The 22,684-nt window shown below is 71.5% G+C and carries 27 protein-coding genes; 10 read left to right on the top strand and 17 right to left on the bottom strand.

The window, feature by feature from the left end; all coding sequences use genetic code 11:
- Window positions 1–25 precede the first annotated feature (25 nt).
- Window positions 26–271 carry a hypothetical protein gene (locus QQ657_RS12455; protein ID WP_284742246.1) on the bottom strand — a complete coding sequence of 82 codons (246 nt, stop codon included), beginning with the start codon at window positions 269–271 and terminating at the stop codon, window positions 26–28.
- Between the two features lie 111 nt (window positions 272–382).
- Between QQ657_RS12455 and QQ657_RS12460 the strand changes: the two genes are divergently transcribed.
- A complete protein-coding gene (locus tag QQ657_RS12460; RefSeq protein WP_284742247.1) occupies window positions 383–742 on the top strand; it encodes an SRPBCC family protein in 360 nt (119 codons plus the stop codon).
- 43 nt (window positions 743–785) lie between these two features.
- On the opposite strand, the gene QQ657_RS12465 is transcribed toward QQ657_RS12460, so the two are convergent.
- Genes QQ657_RS12465 through QQ657_RS12475 form a run of 3 tightly spaced genes read right to left on the bottom strand, consistent with a single transcriptional unit; the run spans window position 786 to window position 2,140 of the window.
- Window positions 786–1,079, bottom strand: a complete 294-nt coding sequence (locus QQ657_RS12465; RefSeq protein ID WP_284742248.1) for a muconolactone Delta-isomerase family protein — start codon at window positions 1,077–1,079, stop codon at window positions 786–788.
- Window positions 1,080–1,427: an SgcJ/EcaC family oxidoreductase gene (locus QQ657_RS12470; protein ID WP_284742249.1), complete on the bottom strand. Its 348-nt coding sequence runs from the start codon at window positions 1,425–1,427 to the stop codon at window positions 1,080–1,082.
- Between the two features lie 5 nt (window positions 1,428–1,432).
- Window positions 1,433–2,140 carry an SDR family NAD(P)-dependent oxidoreductase gene (locus tag QQ657_RS12475; RefSeq protein WP_284742250.1) on the bottom strand — a complete coding sequence of 236 codons (708 nt, stop codon included), beginning with the start codon at window positions 2,138–2,140 and terminating at the stop codon, window positions 1,433–1,435.
- 119 nt (window positions 2,141–2,259) lie between these two features.
- Here QQ657_RS12475 and QQ657_RS12480 point away from each other — a divergent pair, with 119 nt between their 5' ends.
- A complete protein-coding gene (locus QQ657_RS12480) occupies window positions 2,260–3,234 on the top strand; it encodes a LysR family transcriptional regulator (protein ID WP_284742251.1) in 975 nt (324 codons plus the stop codon).
- On the opposite strand, the gene QQ657_RS12485 is transcribed toward QQ657_RS12480, so the two are convergent.
- Window positions 3,161–3,949, bottom strand: coding sequence for an SDR family NAD(P)-dependent oxidoreductase (locus tag QQ657_RS12485; RefSeq protein ID WP_284742252.1), 789 nt, complete (start codon window positions 3,947–3,949; stop codon window positions 3,161–3,163). The two genes, QQ657_RS12480 and QQ657_RS12485, sit on opposite strands and share 74 nt — an antisense overlap.
- Window positions 3,950–4,036: 87 nt before the next feature.
- On the opposite strand from QQ657_RS12485, the gene QQ657_RS12490 reads away from it, so the two are divergent.
- Entirely contained in the window at window positions 4,037–4,939 is a 903-nt protein-coding gene (locus QQ657_RS12490) for a LysR family transcriptional regulator (RefSeq protein WP_284742253.1), read from the top strand.
- Window positions 4,940–4,996: 57 nt separating this feature from the next.
- The gene (locus tag QQ657_RS12495; RefSeq protein ID WP_284742254.1) at window positions 4,997–5,848 is read left to right on the top strand and encodes a helix-turn-helix domain-containing protein; all 852 of its coding nucleotides are present in this window, start codon (window positions 4,997–4,999) and stop codon (window positions 5,846–5,848) included.
- Window positions 5,849–5,862: 14 nt separating this feature from the next.
- On the opposite strand, the gene QQ657_RS12500 is transcribed toward QQ657_RS12495, so the two are convergent.
- Together QQ657_RS12500 and QQ657_RS12505 are read right to left on the bottom strand one after the other, a co-directional pair.
- Window positions 5,863–6,186, bottom strand: a complete 324-nt coding sequence (locus tag QQ657_RS12500) for a hypothetical protein (RefSeq protein WP_284742255.1) — start codon at window positions 6,184–6,186, stop codon at window positions 5,863–5,865.
- Window positions 6,187–6,254: 68 nt separating this feature from the next.
- A complete protein-coding gene (locus QQ657_RS12505; RefSeq protein ID WP_284742256.1) occupies window positions 6,255–7,760 on the bottom strand; it encodes an MFS transporter in 1,506 nt (501 codons plus the stop codon).
- Between the two features lie 112 nt (window positions 7,761–7,872).
- Between QQ657_RS12505 and QQ657_RS12510 the strand changes: the two genes are divergently transcribed.
- Window positions 7,873–8,214, top strand: coding sequence for a hypothetical protein (locus QQ657_RS12510; RefSeq protein WP_284742257.1), 342 nt, complete (start codon window positions 7,873–7,875; stop codon window positions 8,212–8,214).
- A 137-nt stretch (window positions 8,215–8,351) separates the two neighbouring features.
- Window positions 8,352–9,239: a MurR/RpiR family transcriptional regulator gene (locus tag QQ657_RS12515; RefSeq protein WP_284742258.1), complete on the top strand. Its 888-nt coding sequence runs from the start codon at window positions 8,352–8,354 to the stop codon at window positions 9,237–9,239.
- A 6-nt stretch (window positions 9,240–9,245) separates the two neighbouring features.
- On the opposite strand, the gene proC is transcribed toward QQ657_RS12515, so the two are convergent.
- The 8 genes from proC to QQ657_RS12555 form a co-directional block, all read right to left on the bottom strand.
- Complete coding sequence (gene proC, locus QQ657_RS12520; protein ID WP_284742259.1) at window positions 9,246–10,019, bottom strand: pyrroline-5-carboxylate reductase; 774 nt, start codon at window positions 10,017–10,019, stop codon at window positions 9,246–9,248.
- Window positions 10,016–10,990, bottom strand: coding sequence for a proline racemase family protein (locus QQ657_RS12525; protein ID WP_284742260.1), 975 nt, complete (start codon window positions 10,988–10,990; stop codon window positions 10,016–10,018). The genes proC and QQ657_RS12525 overlap by 4 nt, the downstream gene beginning before the upstream one ends.
- Window positions 10,987–11,913 (bottom strand): threonine ammonia-lyase, encoded by a 927-nt coding sequence (locus QQ657_RS12530; RefSeq protein WP_284742261.1) that lies wholly within the window; start codon window positions 11,911–11,913, stop codon window positions 10,987–10,989. The genes QQ657_RS12525 and QQ657_RS12530 overlap by 4 nt, the downstream gene beginning before the upstream one ends.
- On the bottom strand, window positions 11,906–13,309 hold the full coding sequence (locus tag QQ657_RS12535) for a serine hydrolase domain-containing protein (RefSeq protein WP_284742262.1): 1,404 nt from the start codon (window positions 13,307–13,309) through the stop codon (window positions 11,906–11,908). The genes QQ657_RS12530 and QQ657_RS12535 overlap by 8 nt, the downstream gene beginning before the upstream one ends.
- Complete coding sequence (locus QQ657_RS12540) at window positions 13,306–14,139, bottom strand: PHB depolymerase family esterase (protein ID WP_284742263.1); 834 nt, start codon at window positions 14,137–14,139, stop codon at window positions 13,306–13,308. Before QQ657_RS12540 ends, QQ657_RS12535 begins: the two co-directional genes overlap by 4 nt.
- A 29-nt stretch (window positions 14,140–14,168) precedes the next feature.
- The gene (locus QQ657_RS12545) at window positions 14,169–15,368 is read right to left on the bottom strand and encodes a copper resistance D family protein (protein WP_284742478.1); all 1,200 of its coding nucleotides are present in this window, start codon (window positions 15,366–15,368) and stop codon (window positions 14,169–14,171) included.
- A 158-nt stretch (window positions 15,369–15,526) separates the two neighbouring features.
- The gene (locus tag QQ657_RS12550) at window positions 15,527–16,429 is read right to left on the bottom strand and encodes a MurR/RpiR family transcriptional regulator (RefSeq protein WP_284742264.1); all 903 of its coding nucleotides are present in this window, start codon (window positions 16,427–16,429) and stop codon (window positions 15,527–15,529) included.
- A gap of 43 nt (window positions 16,430–16,472) precedes the next feature.
- On the bottom strand, window positions 16,473–17,303 hold the full coding sequence (locus tag QQ657_RS12555) for an alpha/beta hydrolase family protein (protein WP_284742265.1): 831 nt from the start codon (window positions 17,301–17,303) through the stop codon (window positions 16,473–16,475).
- Between the two features lie 144 nt (window positions 17,304–17,447).
- Here QQ657_RS12555 and QQ657_RS12560 point away from each other — a divergent pair, with 144 nt between their 5' ends.
- From QQ657_RS12560 to QQ657_RS12575, 4 genes are read left to right on the top strand one after another with little or no spacing between them, the layout of a single operon-like run.
- Window positions 17,448–18,185, top strand: coding sequence for an amino acid ABC transporter ATP-binding protein (locus QQ657_RS12560; protein WP_284742266.1), 738 nt, complete (start codon window positions 17,448–17,450; stop codon window positions 18,183–18,185).
- Between the two features lie 26 nt (window positions 18,186–18,211).
- Complete coding sequence (locus QQ657_RS12565) at window positions 18,212–19,153, top strand: transporter substrate-binding domain-containing protein (protein WP_284742267.1); 942 nt, start codon at window positions 18,212–18,214, stop codon at window positions 19,151–19,153.
- A gap of 12 nt (window positions 19,154–19,165) precedes the next feature.
- Window positions 19,166–19,810, top strand: a complete 645-nt coding sequence (locus QQ657_RS12570; RefSeq protein WP_284742268.1) for an amino acid ABC transporter permease — start codon at window positions 19,166–19,168, stop codon at window positions 19,808–19,810.
- A complete protein-coding gene (locus QQ657_RS12575) occupies window positions 19,807–20,664 on the top strand; it encodes an amino acid ABC transporter permease (protein WP_284742269.1) in 858 nt (285 codons plus the stop codon). The genes QQ657_RS12570 and QQ657_RS12575 overlap by 4 nt, the downstream gene beginning before the upstream one ends.
- 234 nt (window positions 20,665–20,898) lie before the next feature.
- Here QQ657_RS12575 and QQ657_RS12580 read toward each other — a convergent pair whose 3' ends face one another.
- Together QQ657_RS12580 and QQ657_RS12585 are read right to left on the bottom strand one after the other, a co-directional pair.
- A complete protein-coding gene (locus QQ657_RS12580) occupies window positions 20,899–21,714 on the bottom strand; it encodes a MurR/RpiR family transcriptional regulator (RefSeq protein WP_284742270.1) in 816 nt (271 codons plus the stop codon).
- 1 nt (window position 21,715) lies between these two features.
- The gene (locus tag QQ657_RS12585) at window positions 21,716–22,675 is read right to left on the bottom strand and encodes a threonine/serine dehydratase (protein ID WP_284742271.1); all 960 of its coding nucleotides are present in this window, start codon (window positions 22,673–22,675) and stop codon (window positions 21,716–21,718) included.
- Between the last annotated feature and the right edge of the window lie 9 nt (window positions 22,676–22,684).

Here is a 22,684-nt window from a genome sequence, read left to right on the forward strand (position 1 = left end):
TCCGGTGTCACAGGCGTTGTGTTCCCTAATGGGCCGGCGGCGGCCGGCGCGATATGTCGTCGACGCCTGCTCGGTCGATGGAGCGTAGGGCCTCGCTTGACGTAAGGCCTGTCGCCTCGGCGAGGGCTGTGACAGCTGCTGCCGCCAGCGCGGTCAGATTCAGTACTGCTCCCACCGCGTCCTCCCGGACCGCGGCGTCGGTGATGTTGTAGACGTCCGCGTCCTCATCGGCAAGGTAGGCCGCCACTCCTTCGACCGCGGCACGGTGCATGGCCGCCCGATCCCTTCGTTCACTGCTCGACACTCGGCCAGTTTCCTCCACGGCGTCCTCGCATGCCGAATTGAATGTGTGCTTGGTGGTTAATCGACATACTCTGCTCGTGTGATCGAGATCGGTTCGCGGGCGCGCACACTGCCGGCACCTCCGTCTGTCGTCTGGGACTCGCTCGTGGAGCCTCGCCGGCCAGGAACTCGTCCGTGGCTCCGTTTGCTGGCCGACGAGGTCGATCCCCGAGTCCTGACCGCGGAGAAGCCCAGCCTGGCAGTGTGGTCATCGCTGTGGCCGAGCCGGCCAAATGACCAGATCCATTTCGCACTCACGGCCTCCTCCGACGGAGGGACCTTGCTGAGATTCACCTTGCTCACCCCCGACGAAGCCCCCGACCAGAGCAAGACCGGACACCTTAGGCGACGGCTCAACCAACTGCTGTTCGCCGATCTCCGTTTCTCCTACGGCCAGTAACATCCGCCTTGAACCGCTGGGACCGCAGCACAATCCGGCGCGGCTAGGACCGGCCCGGGTCGCTCGGGTGCGGCTTCAACGGCGTCACCGTCACCGCCATCCACGCGTGCAACGGCATCGACTCGAGCACCTGCCGCAGCTCCTCCTCATCACCGGCAGCGAACAACCCGATCGTGTGCCACTCCCCCGGCCCCTCCGGCGGCTTCCACAACCGCCGGATGTGGCCCAGGGCCGCCAGTTCCCTGCTCCGCACGCCCTCGCGACGGCGGGTGTCCGCCACCTCTTCGTCGGACGTGCCCGGTGGGACCGTCGTCCTCATGTCGACCAGGAACTCCATTCAGAGCCTCGAAACCTGGTAGTGGGCGATCAGCCAAGCGTCGCCCACCCGGCGGACGATCACGCTCAGGTGCACCGAAATCGTCTCCCGGTCCGTGAACGCGAAGTCGACGCTCGCGTACCCGAGGATCACTTCGTCGGCCAGGCGGCGGGTCTCCACGATCCGGTACTCCGCCGTCATGCCCAGCGGCTGGGAGTCGTAGTACGCGGCCACGTCGTCGCGGCCCACGCTGTACGGGTGCAGGCCCTGGAAGATCGCGTCTTCGGTGAACGATGCCGCCACGCGCTTCGGGTCGTGGGCGTCGACCGCCGACTTCCAGGCGTCCAATACGCCGGTGAGGATGTCCATGGTGCTCAGTGTCCCGCGCTCTGGCCGCCGTCGACGTGCAGGATCTCGCCGGTCACGAACGGTGCGCCCTCCAGGTACACGACCGCGTCGACGATGTCGCTCGTGTCGCCCATCCGGCCGACCGGGTGCAGGCCCGCGAGCGCGTCGTGCGTCGACGCCGGGTGCATCGGGGTGCGGATGATGCCCGGCGACACGGCGTTCACGCGCACGCCGCGCGCCGCGTACTCGATGGCCAGGGACTTCGTCACCGAGTTCAAGCCGCCCTTGGTCAGCGACGCCAGCGCCGACGGGACCGCGCTGTTCGCGTGGTCGGTCAGGCTGGTCGTGACGTTGACGACGTGCCCGCCGCCGACCTCCAGCATCGCGGCGATCGCACGCTGGGTGACCTCGAAGAAGCCGCGCAGGTTGACGCCGGTCACGGAGTCGAAGTCCGCCGCGGTGTACTCGGTGAACGGCTTGGCCACGAAGACGCCGGCGTTGTTCACCAGCGTGTCGACGCGGCCGAACGTCGCCAGGGCCTGGTCGATCACGCGAGCGCCGACGACCGGGTCGGCGATGTCGCCCGCGACGGCCAGGATCCCGGCGTCGCCCGACGGGGTGATGGACCGCGAGTTCGCGACGACGGCGTAGCCGAGCTTGCGGTACGCCTCGACCACGGCAGCGCCGATGCCCTGCGAGGCGCCGGTGACGACCGCGACCTTCTGGGTGCTCATGAAAACCTCCTGGTGGGTGGTGCTTCCTGAGCCGAGGATGTGCCCGGCGAAACCGGTTCGCCACGACCGGTTCGCTCTCACCTGATAGGCCCGGGCTCCCACCGCACTAAGCTCCCGGTATGGAGCTACGCCAGCTTCGGTACTTCGTGGCCGTCGCCACAGAGCTGAACTTCGGCCGGGCCGCGGAGCGGCTGCGCATCGCCGGGCCTTCGCTGTCCCAGCAGATCAAGGCGCTCGAACGCGATCTCGGCGTCCGTCTCTTCGACCGCGACCGCCGGTCGGTCACGCTCACCGAATGCGGGGAATCGCTGCTGCCGCAGGTGCTCGCGCTGCTGGAGCAGGCCGACGAGCTCCGCCGCTCGGCGGCGGGGATCGGCGCGCGCGAGCCGGTGCGGCTGGGCTACGTCAACTGGCGCCCCGCCGACCTGCTCGACCGCGTCGCGGGCGTCGCGCACCTGCACGTCGACACGTGGGTGCTGCCCTCGCACGCCCAGCTGCGCCGGGTCGCCGACCGGAGCATCGACCTGGCGATCTGCTGGGCGCGGGCCGCCGACCTGGCCGAGCACGACCTCGACGCCCACCTGCTCGGCGCCGACCGCCTCCACGCGATCGGCACCGGCACCGCCGAGGTGGCGGCGAAGGACGTCGTCGTGCTCGTCGACGACGACACCGCCAGCTGGGCGTCGTGGAACGTCTACGCCGCGGAGTTCGCGCGGGTCACCGGCGCCGAGGTCGTGCGCACGCACGACGGCGGCGTGACCGGCCCGGCGTTCTTCGACCACGTCCGCCGGCTGCGGCGCCCGGTGCTCAACTCGCCGAAGGGCCAGGCGACGCCGGTCCCGCCGGACCTCGCGCGCCGGGCGGTGACCGGGCCGGCACCGCTGTGGACGTGGTCACTGGTGTCCCGCCGCGACGAGACCCGCGCGCCGGTCCTGGCGACGATCGCGGCGCTCACCCGGGACGTCGGCGGGCTCGACCTCGACACCGGGTGGGTGCCCGCGGACGACCCGCACGCGGCGCTCAGCCGAACGCCCGCACCGCCACCGGCTGCCAGTCGTTCCACGTCTTCAGCCGGTCCTCGTACACCTCGGTGACCGCGGCCAGCGACTTGCCGAGGAACATCCGCCGCGGCGGGGCGGCGGCGTCGACGAGCTCGAGCACGGCCGCGCGGGTGGCGTGCGGGTCGCCGACGTCCCAGTGGCCCTCACCGACGGCCGGGTAGTCCGGGTTCGGGGTGCTCCGGCGCGAGCCCACGCTCAGCCAGTCGGTCGCGTAGGGGCCCGGCTCGAGGTTGGTGACGTGGATGCCGAACTCGGCGACCTCCTGCGCCAGAGACTCGGAAAGGCCTTCCAGCGCCCACTTCGACGCGTGGTAGGCGCCGATGCCCGGAAAGGCGAGCACACCACCTTCGCTGGTGACCTGGATGATGTGCCCGCGGCGCTGCGCCCGCAGGATCGGCAACGCGGCCTGCGTGACCCACAACGCGCCGAAGAAGTTGGTCTCGAGCTGGGCGCGGACGTCGTCTTCGCCGAGTTCTTCGACCCGGCCGAAGTGGCCGTAGCCGGCGTTGTTGACCACGACGTCCAGGCCACCGAAGTGGTCCGCGGCGCGCCGGACCGCGGCGAACGCGGCCGCCCGGTCGGTGACGTCGAGATCGAGCGGGAGGACCGCGTCGCCGTGCCGCCGCACGAGGTCGTCGAGGTCGGCGGGGGTGCGTGCGGTGGCGGCGACCCGGTCGCCGCGCTCGAGGGCGGCCTCGGCCCAGTGGCGGCCGAAGCCCTTCGAAGATCCTGTGATGAACCAAATCATGCTTCCATGCTGCGCCCGGCCAGGCATGAGCACCAGCGATGCCTTCGCACATCTGCTGTGCGCTTCGCTCATGGCTAGGCTGGCGGCATGGCAGAAGTGACGCTGACCGGCCTGCGGGTGATCCGCGAAGTGGCGGCCACGGGCTCGTTCACCGCGGCGGCCGCGTCCCTCGGGTACACGCAGTCCGCCATCTCTCGGCAGGTGGCGATGATGGAAGCCGCCGCGGGCACGGCGTTGTTCGAGCGGCATGCCCGCGGGGTGCGGCCGAGCCCGGCCGGCGCGCTGCTGGCCCGGCACGCCACCACCGCGCTGGCGGTGCTCGACTCCGCGGAGCAGGAGCTGGCGGGCCTGCGCGACCGGCTGGCGGGGCGCCTGGCGATCGGCGCGTTCCCGGCCGCGGCGGCGGTCCTGGTCCCCCGCGCACTGGCGGTGCTGCGCACCCGGCACCCCGGGCTGGCCGTCACGCTCGAGGAAGGGGCGACCCCGGCGCTGCTCGCCCGGCTCCGCGGCGGGCGCACCGAGGCCGTCGTGATCGGCGTCGGCGACGGGCTGCCCGGCTACGACCTCGCGGGCCTGCACCAGGACGTCCTGACCGAGGACGACCTGCGCGTCGCCGTCCCGGCCGGGCACCGGCTCGCCCACCGGCGGCTGGTGGACGTCGCGGACCTGCGTGACGAGACGTGGATCGTCGGCCGCGGCGGCCGCGGCGAACCCCAGTTCGGCGCGTGGCCGACCCTGGCCGAGCCCCGCGTCGGCCACGCGGTCCGCAGCTGGACGACCCGGCTGGGCATGGTGGCGGCCGGGCTCGGCGTCGCGCTGCTGCCGGGCGTGGCGGCCGCGTCGGTGCCGGCCGGGGTCGCGGTCGTCTCCGTCGAGGACCCGGCCTGGCGTGGCCGGGCCGCGGTCGTCGTCACCCGGCACGGGCGCTCGGCGAGCGCCACCGCGGTGGTCGCGGCCCTGCGAGAACAGGCGGCCGAGCTGCGCGGCTGAGCGGGGGAAGGAACCGGCCCACCCAGGACCGGCGGGTTTCGGGGGACAATCGGTCGCATGGAGCCCACCGGTCAGCCGAAGGAGCTCGGCGACTTCCTCAAGGCGCGCCGCGCCCAGCTGAGCCCTCGCGACGTCGGCCTGCCGGAACTCGCTTCGCCGCGACGCGTGGCCGGGCTCCGCCGGGAAGAGGTCGCGCAGCTCGCCGCGATCAGCGTCGACTACCTGACGCGGCTCGAACAGGGGCGCGTGCAGGCCTCGTCGTCGGTCCTCGCCACCCTCGCCCGCGCACTCCGGCTGAGCGACGACCAGCAGTCCTATGTGTACGAACTGGCCGGCAAGCCGTTCCGCCGGCCGCGGCGCCGGGCGGGCGAAAAACTGCGCCCCGCCATGAAAAGGCTGCTCGACCGGCTGGCCGAGACCCCCGCGATGGTGCTGGGCCACCGGCTGGACATCGTGGCGTGGAACGAGTCGGCGGCGGCGCTGTTCACCGACTTCGCCCGCTACCCGGCGAACCGCCGCAACTACGTCTACCTGCTCTTCGCGGACCCGTCGGTGCGCGCGCTCCACACCGACTGGGAAGAGGCGGCCCGCACGGCGGTGGCGGCCCTGCACCTGGAGGCCGCGCGCGACCCGGACGCGCCGGAGCTGGCGGACCTCGTCGGCGAGCTCGCGGTGCACCACCCGGAGTTCCGCACGTGGTGGGCGGCCCACCACGTGACGAGCGCGGGTTACGGCGTGAAGCGGTACCGCCACCCGGTGGTCGGCGACCTGACGCTGGACTGCGACATGTGGGAAAGCCCGGACGGCAGCGGGCAGCGGCTCATGGTCCTGACGGCCGAGCCTGGCTCGCCGGCCCACGAAGCGTTGCGGATCCTGGCTTCGTGGACCGCCGAGCCCGCCGATCGCTGATCGGCGCGCCGCGGTCAGCCGGCGTGCACGTCGTACGTCATGTGGTAGTCCGCGCCCGGCAAGGCGTTGAAGAACGCCGTCAGCGTGTCGAGGCCGGCCTGCGTCTCGGTGACCGTCACCGAGCCGAGGACGTCGTCCTTGCCGCCGTCCTCGTCGACGAGCGTGACCTTGATCGAGCCGTCGAACGGCGGCCTCGCGTTGAGCGCGACCGTGTCGCCCTTGCCCAGCTTGTGCGGGCCCGAGATCGTGACGCCGTTGGCCCGCAGGCGGACTTCGTCCTTCCCGATCACGTCGTCCTTCTTGACGCACTTCAGCGACTTGATGTGCAGTTCGGCCATGGTCCCCTCCAGGACAATCGTGGTTGTACTGAAGACAAAGGGACCCGCGGCCACCCCCAGATACACGCTCAGCGGCGGACCAGCACCGCGGCCGCGACGATGCCGGCCACCACGACGGCCGCCAGCGCCAGCATGCTGATCCCCATGCCGTGCGCGAAAGCCGCCCGCGCGGACGCCGCCAGCTCCGCGCCGCCCGGCCCCACCGCCGCCGCGAGCGCGCCCGCCAGCGAACCTTCCGCCGCCTCGCGCGCGGGCGGTGCCAGCGCCGCCGTCGCCGAGCGGACCGAATCCGTGTAGCCGGCGGAAAGGACGCTGCCCACGAGCGCGATCCCCAGTGCCGCACCGACTTCGCGCGTCGCGTCGTTGACCGCCGAGGCCACGCCGTACTGGGACGGCGACACGTTGTCGAGGATCGCGCTCGTCGCCGCCGGGGCCGTCACCCCGATCCCCCCACCCAGCACGCACACCGCGATCGCCAGTGCGGCGTACCCGCTGCCGGCGTCCAGCTGTCCGATGAGGACCATGCCGACCACGACGACGGCGAGCCCGGTGCACGTCACCGCGCGCAGCCCGAACCGGCGGACCAGCGGCGCCGAAGCCAGTGACAGCGGGAAGAGCGTCACGGCGACGGGCCACAGCGCCAGCCCCGACTTCAGTGCCGAATATCCCTGCACCAGCTGGAGGTACTGCGCCAGCGCGTAGAACATCCCGAACGCCGCGGTGAACTGCACGGTCACCGAAACCGACCCGGCCGCGAAGGCCGCGTTGCCGAACAGCCGGACGTCCAGCAGCGGCGACTCGCGTCGCAGCTCGTACCCGACGAACAGCGCGCCCAGCACCAGCCCGCCCGCGATCGACCCGAGGACGGTTGCGTTGCCCCAGCCGAGATCGGCGACGCGCAGGATGCCGAACACCACCGCGCCGATCGCGAGGGCGCTGAGGACCGCGCCGGCGACGTCGAACGCGTGCGGACGGCGGTCGCGTGACGTCGGGACCGTCAGGCTCGCGGCCACCAGGACCACGGAGAGCACCGCCGGGCCGAGGAACACCGAGTGCCACGCGAAGTGCTGCAGCAGCACCCCGGCGAGCACGAGCCCGCCGAGCCCGCCGACACCGGCCACCGCGGCCCAGGTCCCGATGGCCCGGCCGCGGCGTTCCGGCGGGAAGCTCGCGGTGATGATCGACAGCGTGGCCGGCATGATCATGGCCGCGCCGAGGCCGGTGACGGCCCGGGCCGCGATGATCCACGTCGACGTGTCGAGGAAGACCGGCGCGGCGCACCCGGCCGCGAACACGAGCAGGCCCGCGACGAGCACACCGCGGCGCCCGTGCCGGTCCCCCAGCGCGCCGGCCGGCAGCACCAGCGCGGCCAGCATCAGCGTGTAGACGTCGACGATCCAGGTCTGTTCGGCCTGGCTCGCGCCGGTGTCGGCGGCCAGCGCCGGGAGCGCGGCGTTCACGATCGTCACCATGGCGATCACCAGGCCGACCGCCGTGCACATGACGCCGACCGTCCACACGCGGCGGCCGGTCGACAGCACGACGTCGTCGGCCGGATCGGACTCCGCCCGCATGCACCTCGCCCCTCGTCCGCGGCACCGGTCTCGTCCGACGCTACGTCCGGGTACCGAGACTCAGGGGCGGGTCCTGTCTCGGTTCGGGCGGCGATGATGTTGACTGTCGGGCATGTCGACCCCGGAAAGCCCGGCACCGCAGCCGTCCCCGCCCCAGCCAGAGCCGCAGGCGACGCCCGCGAAGCCACGGGCCGGCACCGGCCTGCTGGCCTTCGCGATCCTGGTCGCCGGGATCGGCGGCGGCCTGCTGGCGTGGCACCCGTGGGACAAGCCGCCGCTGCCGGAGCCGCCCAAGAACCCGCAGCACATCACCATCCAGCAGATCGGCGACCAGAGCGATCCGACCGCCGGCTCCGACTCGGACCGGCCGGTCTACTGCATGACCAACGAGACCGGCGGGCTGTACTGCATGGTGATGCCCGGCCGCTACACCGGTATCGAGGAACGGAAGTGAGCGCCGTCAGCTCGGACGGGGCTTGAGCACGTCACGTCGACGACCCCCGGAATGCTCTCCTCCGGAGCGAGCGGCGCGCCGGGCTCGCCGTGCCGTGGTAGCCGCGCTCGGCGCGGGGTCGTGGGTAGGCTTCCGGGGTGAGCGGTCAGGAAGAAGGCCAGGGCCAGCTGGCCGAGCGGATCGGGCAGCGGATCGGCGAGCTGTCGGCCGCCGAGCGGCGGGTGGCCGAGTACCTGTGGAAGCACCCCGGGATGATCGTCCTGTCGACCGCCGGGGAGCTCGGGGAGCTCAGCGGCACCAGTGACGCCACCGTCATCCGGACGGTCAAGTCCCTCGGCTATTCGGGACTGCCCGAGCTCAAGCGCACGGTGGGCAGGCACGTCGTGTCGGACACGCCGGCCACCCGGCTGCGGCACCGGGTCGAGGAGGCCGGCGACGACAGCGCGTCCCAGCTCGACCAGCTGCTCGCGGAGTCCGTCGACCGCCTGACCGAGACCCGGCGGCTGCTCACCGAGCCCGCGTTCACCCAAGCCGTGGATCTGCTTGCCGGCGCGCGCGAGGTGCTCGGTTACGGCCTCGGCATCGCGGAGCTCCCGATGCGTTACCTGGCGACGCGCCTGCAGCGCCTCGGCCGCCGGGCGCGCAGCACGTCGGCGACGGGGTTCCGGCTCGCCGACGAGCTGTTGCCTCTCGAGGCTGGTGACGTGTTCGTGTTGAACGCGCCCGAGCGCCTGCTGCCGGACATGACGACGGCGCTCCGCCACGCTCGCGCTGCCGGGGCGGGGATCCTGCTGCTGACGGATTCGCTCGGGGCCACTTTGGACAGCCAGGTGGATGTGACGCTCCCTGCCGTGCGGTCTTCTACTGGGCTCACTCAGGAGGGGCTCAGCACGACTTTGGTGCTGGATTGTCTGCTGCTCGCGGTGGCGAAGCGGGAGCCGGGTGCGGTGTCGGCGAACACGGAGTTGCTGGCCGATCTGCGGGACCGGTTGGCGCCACGGGACATGCGCTCGCGGCGCAGCTGAAGTGGCTCACCGGCCCATTTCGATGGACCGGTCCCGCGCCGCGACCACCGCGGCCATCACCGCCGCCCGCAATGCCCGGCCCTCCAGCTCCCGCATCGCCGCGATCGTCGTGCCTCCCGGGCTGCACACCGCTGCCCGCAGCCCCGCCGGGTCCGCGTCCGGCGCCCCCAGCATCCGGCCCGTTCCCTCCGCCGTCGTCAGGACCAGTTCCTCCGCCAGCGGCCGCGGCAAGCCCGCCAGGACTCCCGCGTCGATCATCGCCTCCGCCATCAGCGCGAAATACGCCGGTCCGCCGCCCGACAGCGCCGTTACCGCGTCCAGCTGGGTCTCCGCCACCTCGATGACCCGGCCCAGCGGTGCCAGCATCGTCCGGACCCGGTCGAGATCCGCCGCCACCGCGTGCGTGCCGCCGGAGATCGCGATCGTGCCCAGCCCCACCGAGACCGGGAGGTTCGGCATCGTGCGGACCACCGCCACGTCCGGCAGGCTCGCCTCCATGCGAGCGAGGGGCGTCCCGCCCACCGCCGACACGATCAGCTGCCCCGGCCGCACGTGCGGTGCCAGCGAATCCAGCAGCGCCGCGAAGTGATACGGCTTCACGACAACGAAAACAGTCGAGGCCGAAGCGACCGCCGCTTCCAGCGAAGCCACCGAAACGTCATACCGCGACTTCAAGTACGCAGCCCGCGAAGGATTCTGCTCCACGACGGTGACATCCGCACCGAGCCCCGCCAGCAGGGCCTCGCCCATGTTCCCGCCGCCCACGATGGTCGTGCTCATCGCAGCACGAACCCCCTTCCCACTTCGTCGTCCGGATCGAGGCTGAACGTGCACTCGCCGGTCAGGTAGGCGTTTCCCGAAACTTCGGTCGCGACGGAGGAGCCGCCGGAAAGGACCCGGCCGGTGAACCGGGTCCCGATGATCGAATCGTGCGTCAGCACCGCGCCAATAGGCAGCCGGCCGTCGGCGGCCAGCAGCGCGAGCCGCGCCGACGTCCCCGATCCGCACGGCGACCGGTCGACCTGGCCGTCGGCGAAGATCGTGACGCTCCGCTGGTGCGGTCCCGAAGGCGTGTCCCCGAGGTCGTCGTAGAAGATCGTGCCGTAGATGCCGCTCAAGCGGCTGTCCGAGTGCGACGCCCACGACGTCGTGTTCAGCGCGCCCTTGATCTCGCGCCCCGCGGCGATCAGCTCCGGGTAGTGCGACGGCGAAACCGTAAGCCCCACCGAGGAAGCCGGGACCGATGCGTAGATCGCCCCGCCGTAGCTGACGTCGACGCGCGTCGAGCCCACCGGAACGTCCCGGCCGATCACGTACGCGTCCACGTTCCGGAAAGCCACCTCCCGCACGACGCCGGAAACGCACGTCACCACCGCCGTGACCCGCCCGGACGGAACGTCCATGACCACCTCGGTGACGCCGTCGGCAACCGCGGCGACCCGGCCGGTGCGCACCGCCCACGCGCCCAGCGCGATCGTGCCGTGCCCGCACGCCGTCGAGTAGCCGTCCTTGTGCCAGAACAGGACACCGAACTCGGCGCCGTCGTCGTCGGGCGGGACGAGGAAGCAGCCGTACATGTCGGCGTGCCCGCGCGGCTCCTGCACCAGCAGCTGCCGGACGGCGTCGATCTCCGGGGACGCCTGCGCGGCGGCCCGCCGGTCGAGCACGGTCGCCCCAGGGATGTCCGGCGTGCCCGCCGTGACGATCCGGAACGGCTCCCCGGCGGTGTGGTAGTCGGTCGTGGTGATCATCGCTCTCCCAGGATCGTGGTCAGCAGGCCCAGGTCGATGTTGCGGCCGGAAACGACCAGCACAAGGGGCCGATCGAGCGGCACCAGCCCGGCACGCAATGCCGCCAGCGACGTCGCCGAGGCGCCCTCGGCCACGAGCCCGGCGGTCGTCACGAGCTCGCGGACCGACCGGCGGATCGCCGCCTCGGCGACGGCGACCATGGTCACGCCGCAGTCGCGCACGATCGCCGGCGTCACGGACTCCGGTTCCAGGTTGCCGGCCAGCCCGTCCGCGATGGTCTCCCCCATCTCCACCGGCACCACGCGTCCCGCCGCGACGGCGGTCGACAACGCGCGGCATGCCTCGGCTTCCACGCCGATGACGCGGACGTCCTGCGCCGCGCGGCGAGCGCCCAGCGCCACGCCGGAGAGCAGGCCACCGGCGCCGGCCGGGACGACGATCGTGAAGTCGTCCTCCAGCACGCGAGCCACCTCGGTGAGGAGCGTGCTCTGCCCCGCGATGACATGGGGGTCGTTGTAGGCCGAGACGTACTGCCCGGGCAGCCCGAGTGCGTGCCGCTCGGCGCCGTCGAAGTCGTCGCCCGCCAGGACGAGGTCGATCGGGTAGCGCCGCAGCGCTTCGACCTTGACCGCGGCAGCCGTCTTCGGCACCACCACGGTCGCCTCGCGTGACAACAGCCTTGAACCGTAGGCGATCCCGAGCGCGTGGTTGCCCGCCGACGCCGTCACGACCGGCTTGCCCGCGTACGCCGTGAGAGCCGTCAGCGCGCCCCGGATCTTGAACGCGCCGATCGGCTGGGCGCCCTCGTACTTCAGGTACACCGGGACGTCGAGCCCGGCCTGCGGGTACGGGATGAGCGGGGTCGGCGGCAGGTGCTGGGACACGACGTCCCACGCCTGGTCGAGCACGGCGGCGTCAAGCACGGGCGGTCCCCCTCGCGGGCGGCAGCTCCGTCGGGCCCGAGTTGCAGTTGACGCGGTGCTCGAGGACGACGTCGTCGCCCTCGAACCGCAGTGTCAGCCGGTCGATGAACGGGCCTTCCAGGAAGTGCCAGGTCAGGTCGAGCACGCCAGGCCCGGCCCAGCGCGCGCCGGCCAGGATCGGCGCCGCGTCCTCCTGGTAGGAGTGGTGCAGCCGCCAGACGCTCACGCCCGTGCGCTGCCGCGTCCACTCCCCCAGGCCGTGCTCGATCTTGTGCGTCCCCTGGTCGTCTTCGATCCCGAGCCGGACGACACCGTCGTCGACTTCGACGGACAACGAGCGGATGCCTTGGTCGTTGGTCTCGAAATCGAAGGCACGGAAAGAAAACAGATTGTCCACAACAGACTCAAGACGCTCAGGTTCACGAGCGCGCGTCACCCACTGCGCAAGCGATTCGACGTCGCCGGAAGAAAACGCTTGCCAGAACGCCTCACGCAGCAGGCCCGGCAGGTCGTGGTAGGTCGGGTCCGGCATCGCGCCGGTGACCACGACGACGCCGCCGTGGTCCGGGAACACCATGCACTCCTGCCCGAAGAGCCCGGACGCGGAGTAGACGCCGTTCTCGCTGACCCAGAACTGGTAGCCGTACCCCGAGTCGGCGACGGCGTCCGGGCCGGGCGGGACCAGCTCGGTGCCGTTCCACTCGCCGCTCACCGCCTTCCGGACGTGCAGGCCCGACGCCTTGCGCACCCACCCGGCGGGCAGCACGCGACTCCCCTCCCAGACGCCGTCCTGCAGATAGAGGACGCCGAACGACAGCAGGTCGCGCGGACGCAGCGACAACCCGTTGCCCCCGCTGGACACCCCGGCCGGGTCGCGTTCCCACGTGTAGTCCGTGATCCCCAAGGGGTCGAACAGCCGCGGCCGCAGGTACTCGTCGACCGGTTCGCCCGCGACCTCCTGCACGATCGCCGACAGGACGTGGCTCGTCGTGCTGCTGTAGCGGAACCCGCGGCCGGGCCGGTCGACGACGGGTTCTTCGAGGAACTCGCCGGCCCAGCCGGTCTTGCGCAGCCGGGTCGTCGCGCCGGAGAGCCCGCGCGCGTGCCCGGTCCGCATGGTCAGCAGGTCGCGCACGCGCATCCTGGTGTCGAGATCGCTGCCGGGGAAGTAGCCGGCGACCGGGTCTTCGAGGTCCAGCAGCCCTTCGGCCTCGGCGAACCCGACGGCGGTGGCGGTGAAGCTCTTGGTGGCCGAGTGCAGCTTGTGGCGCAGCGACGGGTCGTGCGGCCACTGCCACAGGTCGTGCACCAGCTCGCCGTGCCGGTGCACGAGCAGGGAGTGCACCCGCATGCCGCGCGCGGCGAGGGTGTCCAAAAGGGACCCGACCGGCGTCACCGCACACTCCGGGCTCCGGCCAGCAGGCCGCCGAGGAAGTCCTGCACCACGGGCACCACACCGGTGCCGCGGTGCGCGACGCCGGGAACGACGTCGAACCGGACGTCGATCCCCTGCGAGACGAAGTTGTCGCGCAGGGTTTCCAAGCGCGCGACCCGGGTCTCGCCGGTCGCCTCCACGCCGTCCATCCAGTTCGGGCCGCCGGGGTTCATGATCTCCCAGGTTTCGACGTCTTCGGCGCCGACGACCATCTGCACCGGTACCCGGCGCAGTGCGTCGAGGTCGATTCGGATGCCGAAGCGCTCCTCGAAGCCGCCGGTGCCCAGCCACCACGGCAGGCTGTCGTCGAGCTGGGTGATCCGGCCGGGCGCGCCGATCGACACGCCGGCGAGCCGGTCCGGGTGCGCGTAGTAGAAGCGGTGGGCGAACTGGCCGCCGCCGGAGAAGCCGTGGAGGTAGAACCGGTCGCCACGCGCGTTGAAGGTGCCGGCGGCTTCGTCGACGATGTGCAGCAGCTCTTCGTCGAAGCGGATCCCTTGGTACTCCAGGAACTTGAAGCTGTGCAGCTCGCCCTTGTCGACCAGGCCCGCCGGGAACAGCGGCGTGAGGATCACGCACCGGTGCTCGATCGCGAACGCCTTCCAGCGGTCGCGGTAGAGCTCGGCCGACCGCCCGGTGCCGTGCTGGATGACCACGAGCGGCAGCGGTTCGGCGTCCGGCGTGTGGTCCTTGGGCACGTACAGCGCGTAGAACAGGCGCTGGTCGTGCTGCGAGGCGAAGAAGGGCGTGCCGCCGACGAAGTGGGCGCGCTCGGAGGCGAGGTCGGTCATGGAGAGGTGTCCTCCTAGGACGGTGGGGGTCAGTACTCGGGGACCGCTTCGCGAGCGGGAGCGGGGCCGGCCGTCCGGGAGAGCCGTTCGCTCACCTTCGCCGTGGTGACGAAGGAGATCGCGAGCAGCACGGCCAGCAGGACGCCGATGCCGACGATGCCGCCGCTGAGCGTCGGGTCGGGCTCGCCGGCCTCGACGCGGGCCGACCCGGTCAGGAACGACAGGACGAAGAGCACGCCGACCGCGAGGACCACCTCGACGGTGACCAGGGCGGGGAACACGCGCAGCGCGAGCCGGAACACCGAGCCCTCCTCGCCCGCCGCGCGGGCCCGTGCGATCCGCGGCATGAGGACGAACTCGTTCAGCCCGCCGACGCCGATCATGGTCGCCACCAGGCAGACCTTGACCAGCAGGAAGCGGCCGAAGCTGGTGGTGAGCAGCTCGCCGGGGCTGCCGACGAGGCTCCAGGCCAGGTAGAGGCCGCTGATCAGCAGGCAGCCGACGGCGCACAGGGCGACGGTGCTGAACCGCGTCCAGATCTGCGCCCACGTGGCCCCGGCGCGCGGGGTGAGCCGGCGGCGGGCGGTCGCGAGCACGACGAGGGCGGCGATCCCGCCGACCCACGTGGACACGGCGGAGACGTGCGTGTGGTCCAGCAGGCCGTCGACGAGGGTGTCGGCCGTCTCCTTCGAGAAGTCGGTCGGCAGCAGGGTGACCTGGTAGGCGACGAAGTTGAGGGCGAGCGAGGTCAGCACGACCGCGGTCAGGTGCGCGCGCACCCGCGGCGACCACAGGAGCATCAGCACGATCGCCGACGCCGCCCAGAGCAGGTACTGGGTGAGCGTCTGCGCGCCGGTCGAGAGCCACTCCCCCTTCTTGGCGGGCACGGTGACGTACTTCCAGATGCTCCCCGGCTGCAACGCGCGGCCGTAAGGGATTTCGACGCCCTTGACGCGGGCGGCCTTGCCCGCGATCTGGAAGTACAGCGCGACCAGGAACCAGCTGCCCGCGACGGCGAGCAGCAGGCTCGTCCGGCGGTGCAGCACCGCGCGGTCGGCTTCGTCGACGGACTGTCGCTTGAGGACGGGACGCAACACGAGCAGGTGCAGCATCGTGGCGCCGATCGTCCCGATGAGGCCGGCGAAGTAGGCCATCTTCGTGACGATCCGCCACAACGCGGGCGTGGGGTTGGCAACGGCGGCCGGGACTTGCGCGAGCAGGAACGACATCACGGCGGTCTCCTCGGCGGGAACTGGGATGACCCGAGTGTAGCTGACGCTTCTGAAATGTGAAGTACGAAGTTTCCACTACAGAAAATCCGTGGTCCACAATGGACAGCACGAGACCACCGCGTGGCGATCAACCCGCGGCGTAAGGAAAACCGGCGTCAGGCCCGCTTCTTGCGCCGCCGTTTCGGGGCGGCCGAGCGCTCGTCGCCCTGCACCAGCTCCGAACGCAGCGAAGTGAGCAGTTCCGAAGCCCGGGTCGCGCGCGTCTCGTCACCGGAACCCAGCTGCAGCAGCAAGGCGTCGGTCAGCACCTCGGCGCTGAGCATCTCCCCGGTGAAGTTGCTCGTCGACTGCGGCGCGGCGAGCGTGACGTCCACGCGGTCGGCGAACTGGGCCCCCAGCGAGCTGGAGACCAGCAGCACCCGGGCGCCCACGGCGTGCGCGTGGTCGAGCACGACCTCGATCTCGGCCAGCAGGCGGGCCGGGGTGTAGAGCACGACGACGTCGTCGGCGCGCAGGCCCAGCAGGTCATCGGCGAGCTGGAACCCGGTGGCCCAGCTCGCCCGGGCGCGCCGGCCCATGCGGGTCAGCCGCAGGGCGAGGTAGCGGGCGAGCAGCCCGGACCCGCCGAGCCCGAAGGCGAGCACCTCGCGGGCTTCGTCGAGCAGGCCGACCGCGGCGGCGAACTCGTCGTCTTCGACCAGCCGCCAGGTCGCCGCGAGCCGTTCGGCGGCCTCGGTGAACACCCGGGCGACCGCCGAGCCGCCGTTTTCCCGCTCGTCGTGGAACTGCCGCACCGGGCTGGTTTCGACGACGACCTCCGCGGCCAGCGAGCGCCGCAGGTCGAGCAGCCCGCTGAACCCGAGGGACTTCGCCGTGCGGACGACGGTCGCGTCACTGGTCTTGGTCACCGTGCCGATCTGCTCGGCGGTCGCGAAGATCGCGCGCCGGCCGTGGTCGCGCAGGTACTCGGCCACGATCCGCTCCGCCCGGGACATCCCGGCCAGGTTGCGGTTGATCCGGGCGCTCAGCGAGCGGTCTTCGCCGTCCGGCTCGGTCATCGGTTCTCCCCTCGGCACCGCCGCATCGTAGTGGTCACCCCCGTCACGGCCGGCCGGCGAGCACACCGGCGAAGAAGTCCTGGACGACCGGCTGCAGCTGGAGCCCGCGGTGCGCGAGCCCGGGCACGACGTCGAGGCGCACGCCGATGCCGTGCGCCTCGAAGTTGTCCCGCAGCGAGGTCAGCCGGGCGACCCGCGTGTCGCCGCCCGCGTCGACGTCCGGCTCGGCGATCTCCCAGGTCTCGGTGTCCTCGGCGCCGACGATCATCTGCACCGGCACCGCCCGCAGCGCGTCGAGGTCGAGGTCGGTGCCGAACCGCTCGCGCAGGTCGGCCGTGCCCGGCCACCACGGCACCCGCGGGTCGATCCGGGTGACGCGGCCCGGCGCCCCGATGGAGAGCGCGGACAGCCGGTGCGCGTGCAGGTAGGCGAAGCGGTGGACGAACTGGCCGCCGCCGCTGAAGCCGTGGAGCGCGAACCGCGTCGCGTCGACCCGGTACCGCTGCGCCACCTCGTCGACGATGTCGAGCAGGACACGGTCGAACCGGACGCCGCGGAAGCTGAGCCGCTTGAAGCCGTGCAGGTCGCCCGGTTCGCCGATGCCGGCCGGGAAGAGCGGGGCCAGCACGACCGTCTCGTTCTCTTCGGCGAAGCCGCGGTAGGCGTCGCGGTAGCGCTCGGCCATCCGCTGCGTCCCGTGGACCACGACGGTCAGCGGGAGCGGCTTGGTCGCCGTGCGGTGCACGCCGGGCACGTAAAGACAGTACGAGAAGCGCTGATCCCGTTGCGAGGCGAAGAAAGCGGTCGGACCCGAGTGGTAGTACTCGACCGGATCCAGGACGCGCGCGTCGGCACTCGGGCGCGGACTCGACATGACTGCTCCTCGGCTGGGATGGCTGCGGGTGTAGCGACGACGACAGGTGTTGACATCTCGGTAGCACGGTCTATCTTATCGGTAGCTGATGCTACAACATCTCGTTAACTGTAGCGAACGCTTCCAAAAATCCGGAGGAAGCCGATGACCCCGCTGGTGAGCATCCGCGGCCTGTGCAAGAGCTTCGGTGACATCGAAGTCCTGCACGACGTCGATCTCGACATCCACCACGGCGAAGTGGTCGTCGTCGTCGGGCCGTCCGGCTCGGGGAAGTCGACCCTCTGCCGGTGCATCAACCGCCTCGAACAGATCAACTCCGGGACCATCACCCTCGACGGGGAGCCCCTGCCCGCCGAGGGCCGCCGGCTCGCGCAGCTGCGGGCCGACGTCGGGATGGTCTTCCAGTCGTTCAACCTCTTCGCCCACCGCACGATCCTCGACAACGTCACCCTCGGCCCGATCCAGGTCCGCGGGGTGCCCAAGCGCGAAGCCGAAACCGAAGCGCGGCGCCTGCTCGACCGCGTCGGCGTCGGCGACCAGGCGGAGAAACGGCCCGCGGAGCTCTCCGGCGGGCAGCAGCAGCGCGTCGCGATCGCCCGCGCGCTCGCGATGAACCCCAAGCTCGTGCTGTTCGACGAACCGACCAGCGCGCTGGACCCCGAAATGGTGCACGAGGTGCTCGACGTGATGACCTCGCTCGCCGCCGACGGCACCACGATGGTCGTCGTCACCCACGAAATGGGCTTCGCCCGCAAGGCCGCCAACCGCGTCGTGTTCATGAGCGACGGCCGGATCGCCGAGCAGGGCACGCCCGAAGAGTTCTTCGACCGCACCGGCACCGCCCGGGCGCGGGACTTCCTGTCCAAGGTCCTCCAGCACTGACCCGCCGTACACCCCCGGGAGCACCCATGAGAATCCGCACGGCCACCCGCACCACAGTGGTCACCACCGCCCTGCTGGCGACGCTGACCGCGTGCGGCAGCGCGCCCAACCAGACTCCCGGCGCCGCCGCCAAGCCGGCCGGCGCGGAGATCGCCGGCCAGATCGACCAGACGTCCGTGGTGGACGCCGGCCCGATCGGGCAGAACCTGCCCAGCACGCCGATGCTGGACAAGATCCGCCAGAAGGGCGAGCTGTCGTTCGCGGGCAGCCGCAACACGATCGGCTTCTCCCAGCTCGACCCCGCGTCCGGCAAGCTGTCCGGCTTCGACGCCGGGATCGCCCAGCTGCTCGCGAAGTACCTGCTCGGCAAGCCGAACGCCAAGCTGCAGAGCGGCGGATCCGACACGCGGGAAGCGTTGCTGGGCAACCACACCATCGACACGGCCATCCAGACCTACACCATCACCGAGGACCGCGCGAAGCTGGTCAACTTCGCCGGGCCGTACTACATGGCGGCCAGCGGCATCGTCGTGAAGACGTCGGACACGACCACCCGGCAGGCGAGTGACCTCGCCGGCAAGAAGGTGGCCACCGAGTCCGGTGCCGCGAAAGACGCGCTCCTGAAGGCGGTCCCGACCGCACAGCCGGTCCTGTTCGACACCGCCGCGCAGTGCGTCGCCGCCGTCGAGCAGGGCCGCGCCGAAGCGATGACGCTCAACAACGCGTCGCTCTACGGCGTGGTCGCCACGAAGAGCGACGTCAAGCTGCTGGACTCGACGTTCGGGTCGAACCCGTTCGGCATCGGCCTGCCCAAGGACGACCCGGCGTTCAAGGACGTCGTCAACGGGTTCCTGAAGGCGATCGAGGCCGACGGGACGTGGACGAAGCTCTGGCAGGCCACGGTCGGCAAGCTCGTCAAGACACCCGCGCCGCAGCCGCCGCAGATCGGCTCCGTGCCCGGTTCCTGAGAGGCCACCACCATGTCCGTCCTGTTCGATCACATCGGTGAGCTGCTCACCGGCCTGCTGGTGACCCTCGAGCTGGCCGTGCTCGCCTTCCCGCTCGCCCTGCTCATCGGGACCGTGCTCGGCGTCTGCCGGGTCGGCCCGATCGGCCCGCTGCGGGCGGTGGCCGGGTTCTACGTCCAGTGCCTGCGCAACTCGCCGTTGCTGCTCGTCCTGGTCATGGTGGTGTTCGGGCTGCCCTACGTTGGGGCGACCGTGCCGTTGTTCGGCTCGGTCGTCCTCGGCCTGGGGCTGTACTTCGGCGCGTACGTCTGCGAGACGGTCCGCTCGGGTGTCGCGGCCGTCCCCACCGGGCAGATCGAAGCGGCCCGCGCGCTCGGGCTGACCTTCGCCGGTGTCCTGCGGCAGGTCGTGCTGCCGCAGGCGTTCCGGTCCATGGCCCAGCCGCTGGGCTCCATCTTCATCAACGTCTGCCTCGCGTCGGCGCTCGGCGCGGCGGTGGGCGTGCAGGAGCTCACCGGCTCCGCGCGGCAGTTCAACCTCGACCACGCCCAGCCCATCCCGAGCTTCATCGCCGCGGCGATCGGCTACCTGCTGATCACGCTCACCGCGGGCCAGCTGACCGGGGTCATCGAACGGAAGGTGCGGATCCGCCGATGAAGACCACCGTGTTGTTCGACGAGCTCGGCCCGCGCGGCAAGGCCCGGCTCCGGATCGCGACGATCGTCGCGATCGTGGTCGTGGCCGGCGCGCTCGTCGGGATCTTCTTCCAGCTCCAGCACGTCGGCCAGCTCGAGGGCCGGCTGTGGCGGCCCCTGGCGTCGTGGCCCAACATCCGCTACCTGCTCGACGGCCTGGGCATGACGCTGCGGATCGGCCTGTCCTGCGCGGCGATGTCCCTGGTGTTCGGCACGGTGTTCGGCCTGGGCCGGCTTTCGCCACGCCGCTGGCTGTCCGTCCCGGCCGCGGCGGCGATCGAGCTGTTCCGGGCGATCCCGCTGATCCTGCTGGTGTACTTCTTCCTGATCGGCCTGCCGGCGTTCGGCTGGAACCTGCCGCCGTTCTGGGTGCTGTCGATCCCGATCGTGCTGCACGCGGGCTCGGTGTTCGCCGAGATCGTCCGCGCGGGCGTGAACTCCCTGGACCGCGGCCAGTTCGACGCGGCGGCGGCGATCGGTCTCCGCCGCGGCCAGGCCCTGCGCCTGGTGGTGCTGCCCCAGGTGTTCCGCGCGTTGCGGCCGGCGCTGGTGACGCAGGTGATCCGGACGCTCAAGGAGTCGAGCCTCGGGTACGTCGTCAGCTATCCCGAGCTGCTGCGCAACGGGCAGGTGCTCGGCGAGTACAACGCGAACTTCATCCAGGCGTACGCGTTGACGGCGGCGTTCTACATCGTGATCAACTTCGGGTTGTCGCGGATCGCGGAGCTGCTGGACCGGCCGCCGCGGCGGCGTCGTCGGGCCCGGGTGGCGCGGGTGGACTCCCCGGCGCCCGCGCCGCTCGAGAGTGTTTCCTGAGTTCCTTCAGACCGGCCTCGCCGGGGCGGCTTGCCACCACCCGCCCCGGCGAGGCTTTCCACTGTGGTCAGGTGCGCGGGTGCAGTGAGTCGTCGGAACGCGCGGACGAGAGTGGCCCGCGACCCGGACGTCCTGAATGAGTCATTCAGGTCTTGCGAGGTCCTGAATGACTCATTCAAGACAGGTCCCGGGAAGCGACCTCGCGGATGCGCGCGAGGTCCACTGTGGACAACGTCATTGAAGTTCCTCACGAAGCCGGGTGAGCAGGGCGTACGTGTCGCCGTCGCCGAGGGTGCCGAGCACCAGCAAATCGGCGACGAGCATCGCGCACAGCGGTTCGGCGGTGAGGCTGCCGGGCGAGCCCGGGTCACGCAGGACCGCGTCCGCCGGGATCTCCCCGGCGAGGTGCTCGGTGACCAGGACCAGCCCGGCCCCGACCTGCTTCGCCCGCGCCGCCAGGACTTCCAGTTCGGGCAGCAGCCGCCCGGGTGCGAAGACTACGACCGCGTGCCGCGGCGAGAGGTCCGCCAGGTCGTCCGCGAACTCCACCCCGGTGGCCCCCGAAGCCGACGCGGCCTTGCCGGCCCGCGTCAGCTTCAACGCCAGGTAGCGCGCACTCAGCTCGTTGACGCCCCAGCCGTAGCAGAACACCCGCGACGCCGCCCCGAGGATCCGCAGCGCCTGCGCCAGCTCGCCGACGTCGAGCCCGCGGCCGAACGCGCTGATCCGGCCGAGCGCGTCGCGGACCACGTGCGTCGTCGCGCTCGGCAGGTCGCGGGCCACCTGCCGCCGGAAGCTCACCTGCGGCGCGCCGGTGGCCCCGCCGAGCGACGCCTTCAGCGCCGGCAACCCGGTGTAGCCGAGGCGGCGGGCGGTGCGGACGACCGTCTCGTCGTTCGTGCCGGTGCGGCGGCCGAGGTCGTCCGCCGTCGCGAGCACCACCTGGCGCGGGGGTGACGTGACGAGGTACTCCGCGACCGCCCGTTCCGGCTCGCTCAGCCGGCTCCACGCGTGGTTGACCCGGCTGACCAGCGGTTCCGGCGCGCCCACGTCACACGGCCACGGCGCGCAGGAAGGTCTCCAGCGTGACGTTGCGTCCACAGAGGACGATCGCGACCTTCTTCCCCCGATACCGTTCCGCGGTCTTGACGAGGCCCGCGACGGCGACTCCGGCCGCGCCCTCGATCATCCAGCGCTCCCCCTCCGCGATCTTGCGCATCGCCCGGGCGATCTCGTCCTCGGAGACCGTCACGGTCTCGTCGATCACCTCCTGGCAGATCGGGAACGTGACCGAGCCCGGCTCGACCGCCCCGGCCGAACCGTCCGACAGCGTCGGCGATTCGGGTGTCTCGATGATGTGGCCTGCCTTCAGCGAGTCCAGCAGGCAGGTCGACGCCGCCGGCCAGACACCGACCACACGGGTGTGCGGGCTCAACGTCTTCAGCGCCGTGCCCACCCCGCCGATGAGGCCGCCCCCGCCGACGCAGACGAACACCGCGTCCAGGTCCGGGGCCTGCTCGGCCAGCTCCACGCCCAGCGTGCCCTGTCCCGCCACGGTGTCGACGTCGTTATACGGCGCCACGTACGGCTTTCCCCGCTGGGCGGCTTGCTTGCGCGCTTCCTGTTCGGCGTCGAGCGGGCCGCCCGGGACCACGACGAGGTCCGCGCCGAGTGCCTCGATCGCGGCCATCTTCGCGCGGGTGGTCGTCTGGCCGACGTAGACGGTCACGGCGACGCCGGCCAGCTTCCCGGCGCGCGCGACACCCTGGCCGTGGTTGCCCGTGGACGCCGTGATCACCCCGGTCCGCTTCGCCGCGTCGCCGAGCACGCGGATCTTGTTGGCCGAGCCGCGCACCTTGAACGAGCCGGTCGGCATCAGGTGGTCGGTCTTCAGCCACACGTCGCAGCCCAGCTCGTCCGACAGCAGCCTGCTGCGTTCGAGCGTGCTCACCGGCACTTCGGGGCGGATGCCGCGATGTGCGTCCATGATCCGGTCCAGGAGGGAGGTCATGCTGATATT

It is taken from the genome of Amycolatopsis ponsaeliensis, from assembly GCF_030182635.1.
Lineage (GTDB): Bacteria > Actinomycetota > Actinomycetes > Mycobacteriales > Pseudonocardiaceae > Amycolatopsis > Amycolatopsis ponsaeliensis.

Coding starts and splice junctions, on each gene's coding strand:
- QQ657_RS12455 (WP_284742246.1), bottom strand. CDS start 271: ATGCACCGTGCCGCGGTCGAAGGAGTGGCGGCCTACCTTGCCGATGAG.
- QQ657_RS12465 (WP_284742248.1), bottom strand. CDS start 1,079: ATGGAGTTCCTGGTCGACATGAGGACGACGGTCCCACCGGGCACGTCC.
- QQ657_RS12470 (WP_284742249.1), bottom strand. CDS start 1,427: ATGGACATCCTCACCGGCGTATTGGACGCCTGGAAGTCGGCGGTCGAC.
- QQ657_RS12475 (WP_284742250.1), bottom strand. CDS start 2,140: ATGAGCACCCAGAAGGTCGCGGTCGTCACCGGCGCCTCGCAGGGCATC.
- QQ657_RS12480 (WP_284742251.1), top strand. CDS start 2,260: ATGGAGCTACGCCAGCTTCGGTACTTCGTGGCCGTCGCCACAGAGCTG.
- QQ657_RS12485 (WP_284742252.1), bottom strand. CDS start 3,949: ATGATTTGGTTCATCACAGGATCTTCGAAGGGCTTCGGCCGCCACTGG.
- QQ657_RS12490 (WP_284742253.1), top strand. CDS start 4,037: ATGGCAGAAGTGACGCTGACCGGCCTGCGGGTGATCCGCGAAGTGGCG.
- QQ657_RS12495 (WP_284742254.1), top strand. CDS start 4,997: ATGGAGCCCACCGGTCAGCCGAAGGAGCTCGGCGACTTCCTCAAGGCG.
- QQ657_RS12500 (WP_284742255.1), bottom strand. CDS start 6,186: ATGGCCGAACTGCACATCAAGTCGCTGAAGTGCGTCAAGAAGGACGAC.
- QQ657_RS12505 (WP_284742256.1), bottom strand. CDS start 7,760: ATGCGGGCGGAGTCCGATCCGGCCGACGACGTCGTGCTGTCGACCGGC.
- QQ657_RS12510 (WP_284742257.1), top strand. CDS start 7,873: ATGTCGACCCCGGAAAGCCCGGCACCGCAGCCGTCCCCGCCCCAGCCA.
- proC (WP_284742259.1), bottom strand. CDS start 10,019: ATGAGCACGACCATCGTGGGCGGCGGGAACATGGGCGAGGCCCTGCTG.
- QQ657_RS12525 (WP_284742260.1), bottom strand. CDS start 10,990: ATGATCACCACGACCGACTACCACACCGCCGGGGAGCCGTTCCGGATC.
- QQ657_RS12540 (WP_284742263.1), bottom strand. CDS start 14,139: ATGACCGACCTCGCCTCCGAGCGCGCCCACTTCGTCGGCGGCACGCCC.
- QQ657_RS12545 (WP_284742478.1), bottom strand. CDS start 15,368: ATGTCGTTCCTGCTCGCGCAAGTCCCGGCCGCCGTTGCCAACCCCACG.
- QQ657_RS12550 (WP_284742264.1), bottom strand. CDS start 16,429: ATGACCGAGCCGGACGGCGAAGACCGCTCGCTGAGCGCCCGGATCAAC.
- QQ657_RS12555 (WP_284742265.1), bottom strand. CDS start 17,303: ATGTCGAGTCCGCGCCCGAGTGCCGACGCGCGCGTCCTGGATCCGGTC.
- QQ657_RS12560 (WP_284742266.1), top strand. CDS start 17,448: ATGACCCCGCTGGTGAGCATCCGCGGCCTGTGCAAGAGCTTCGGTGAC.
- QQ657_RS12565 (WP_284742267.1), top strand. CDS start 18,212: ATGAGAATCCGCACGGCCACCCGCACCACAGTGGTCACCACCGCCCTG.
- QQ657_RS12570 (WP_284742268.1), top strand. CDS start 19,166: ATGTCCGTCCTGTTCGATCACATCGGTGAGCTGCTCACCGGCCTGCTG.
- QQ657_RS12575 (WP_284742269.1), top strand. CDS start 19,807: ATGAAGACCACCGTGTTGTTCGACGAGCTCGGCCCGCGCGGCAAGGCC.
- QQ657_RS12585 (WP_284742271.1), bottom strand. CDS start 22,675: ATGACCTCCCTCCTGGACCGGATCATGGACGCACATCGCGGCATCCGC.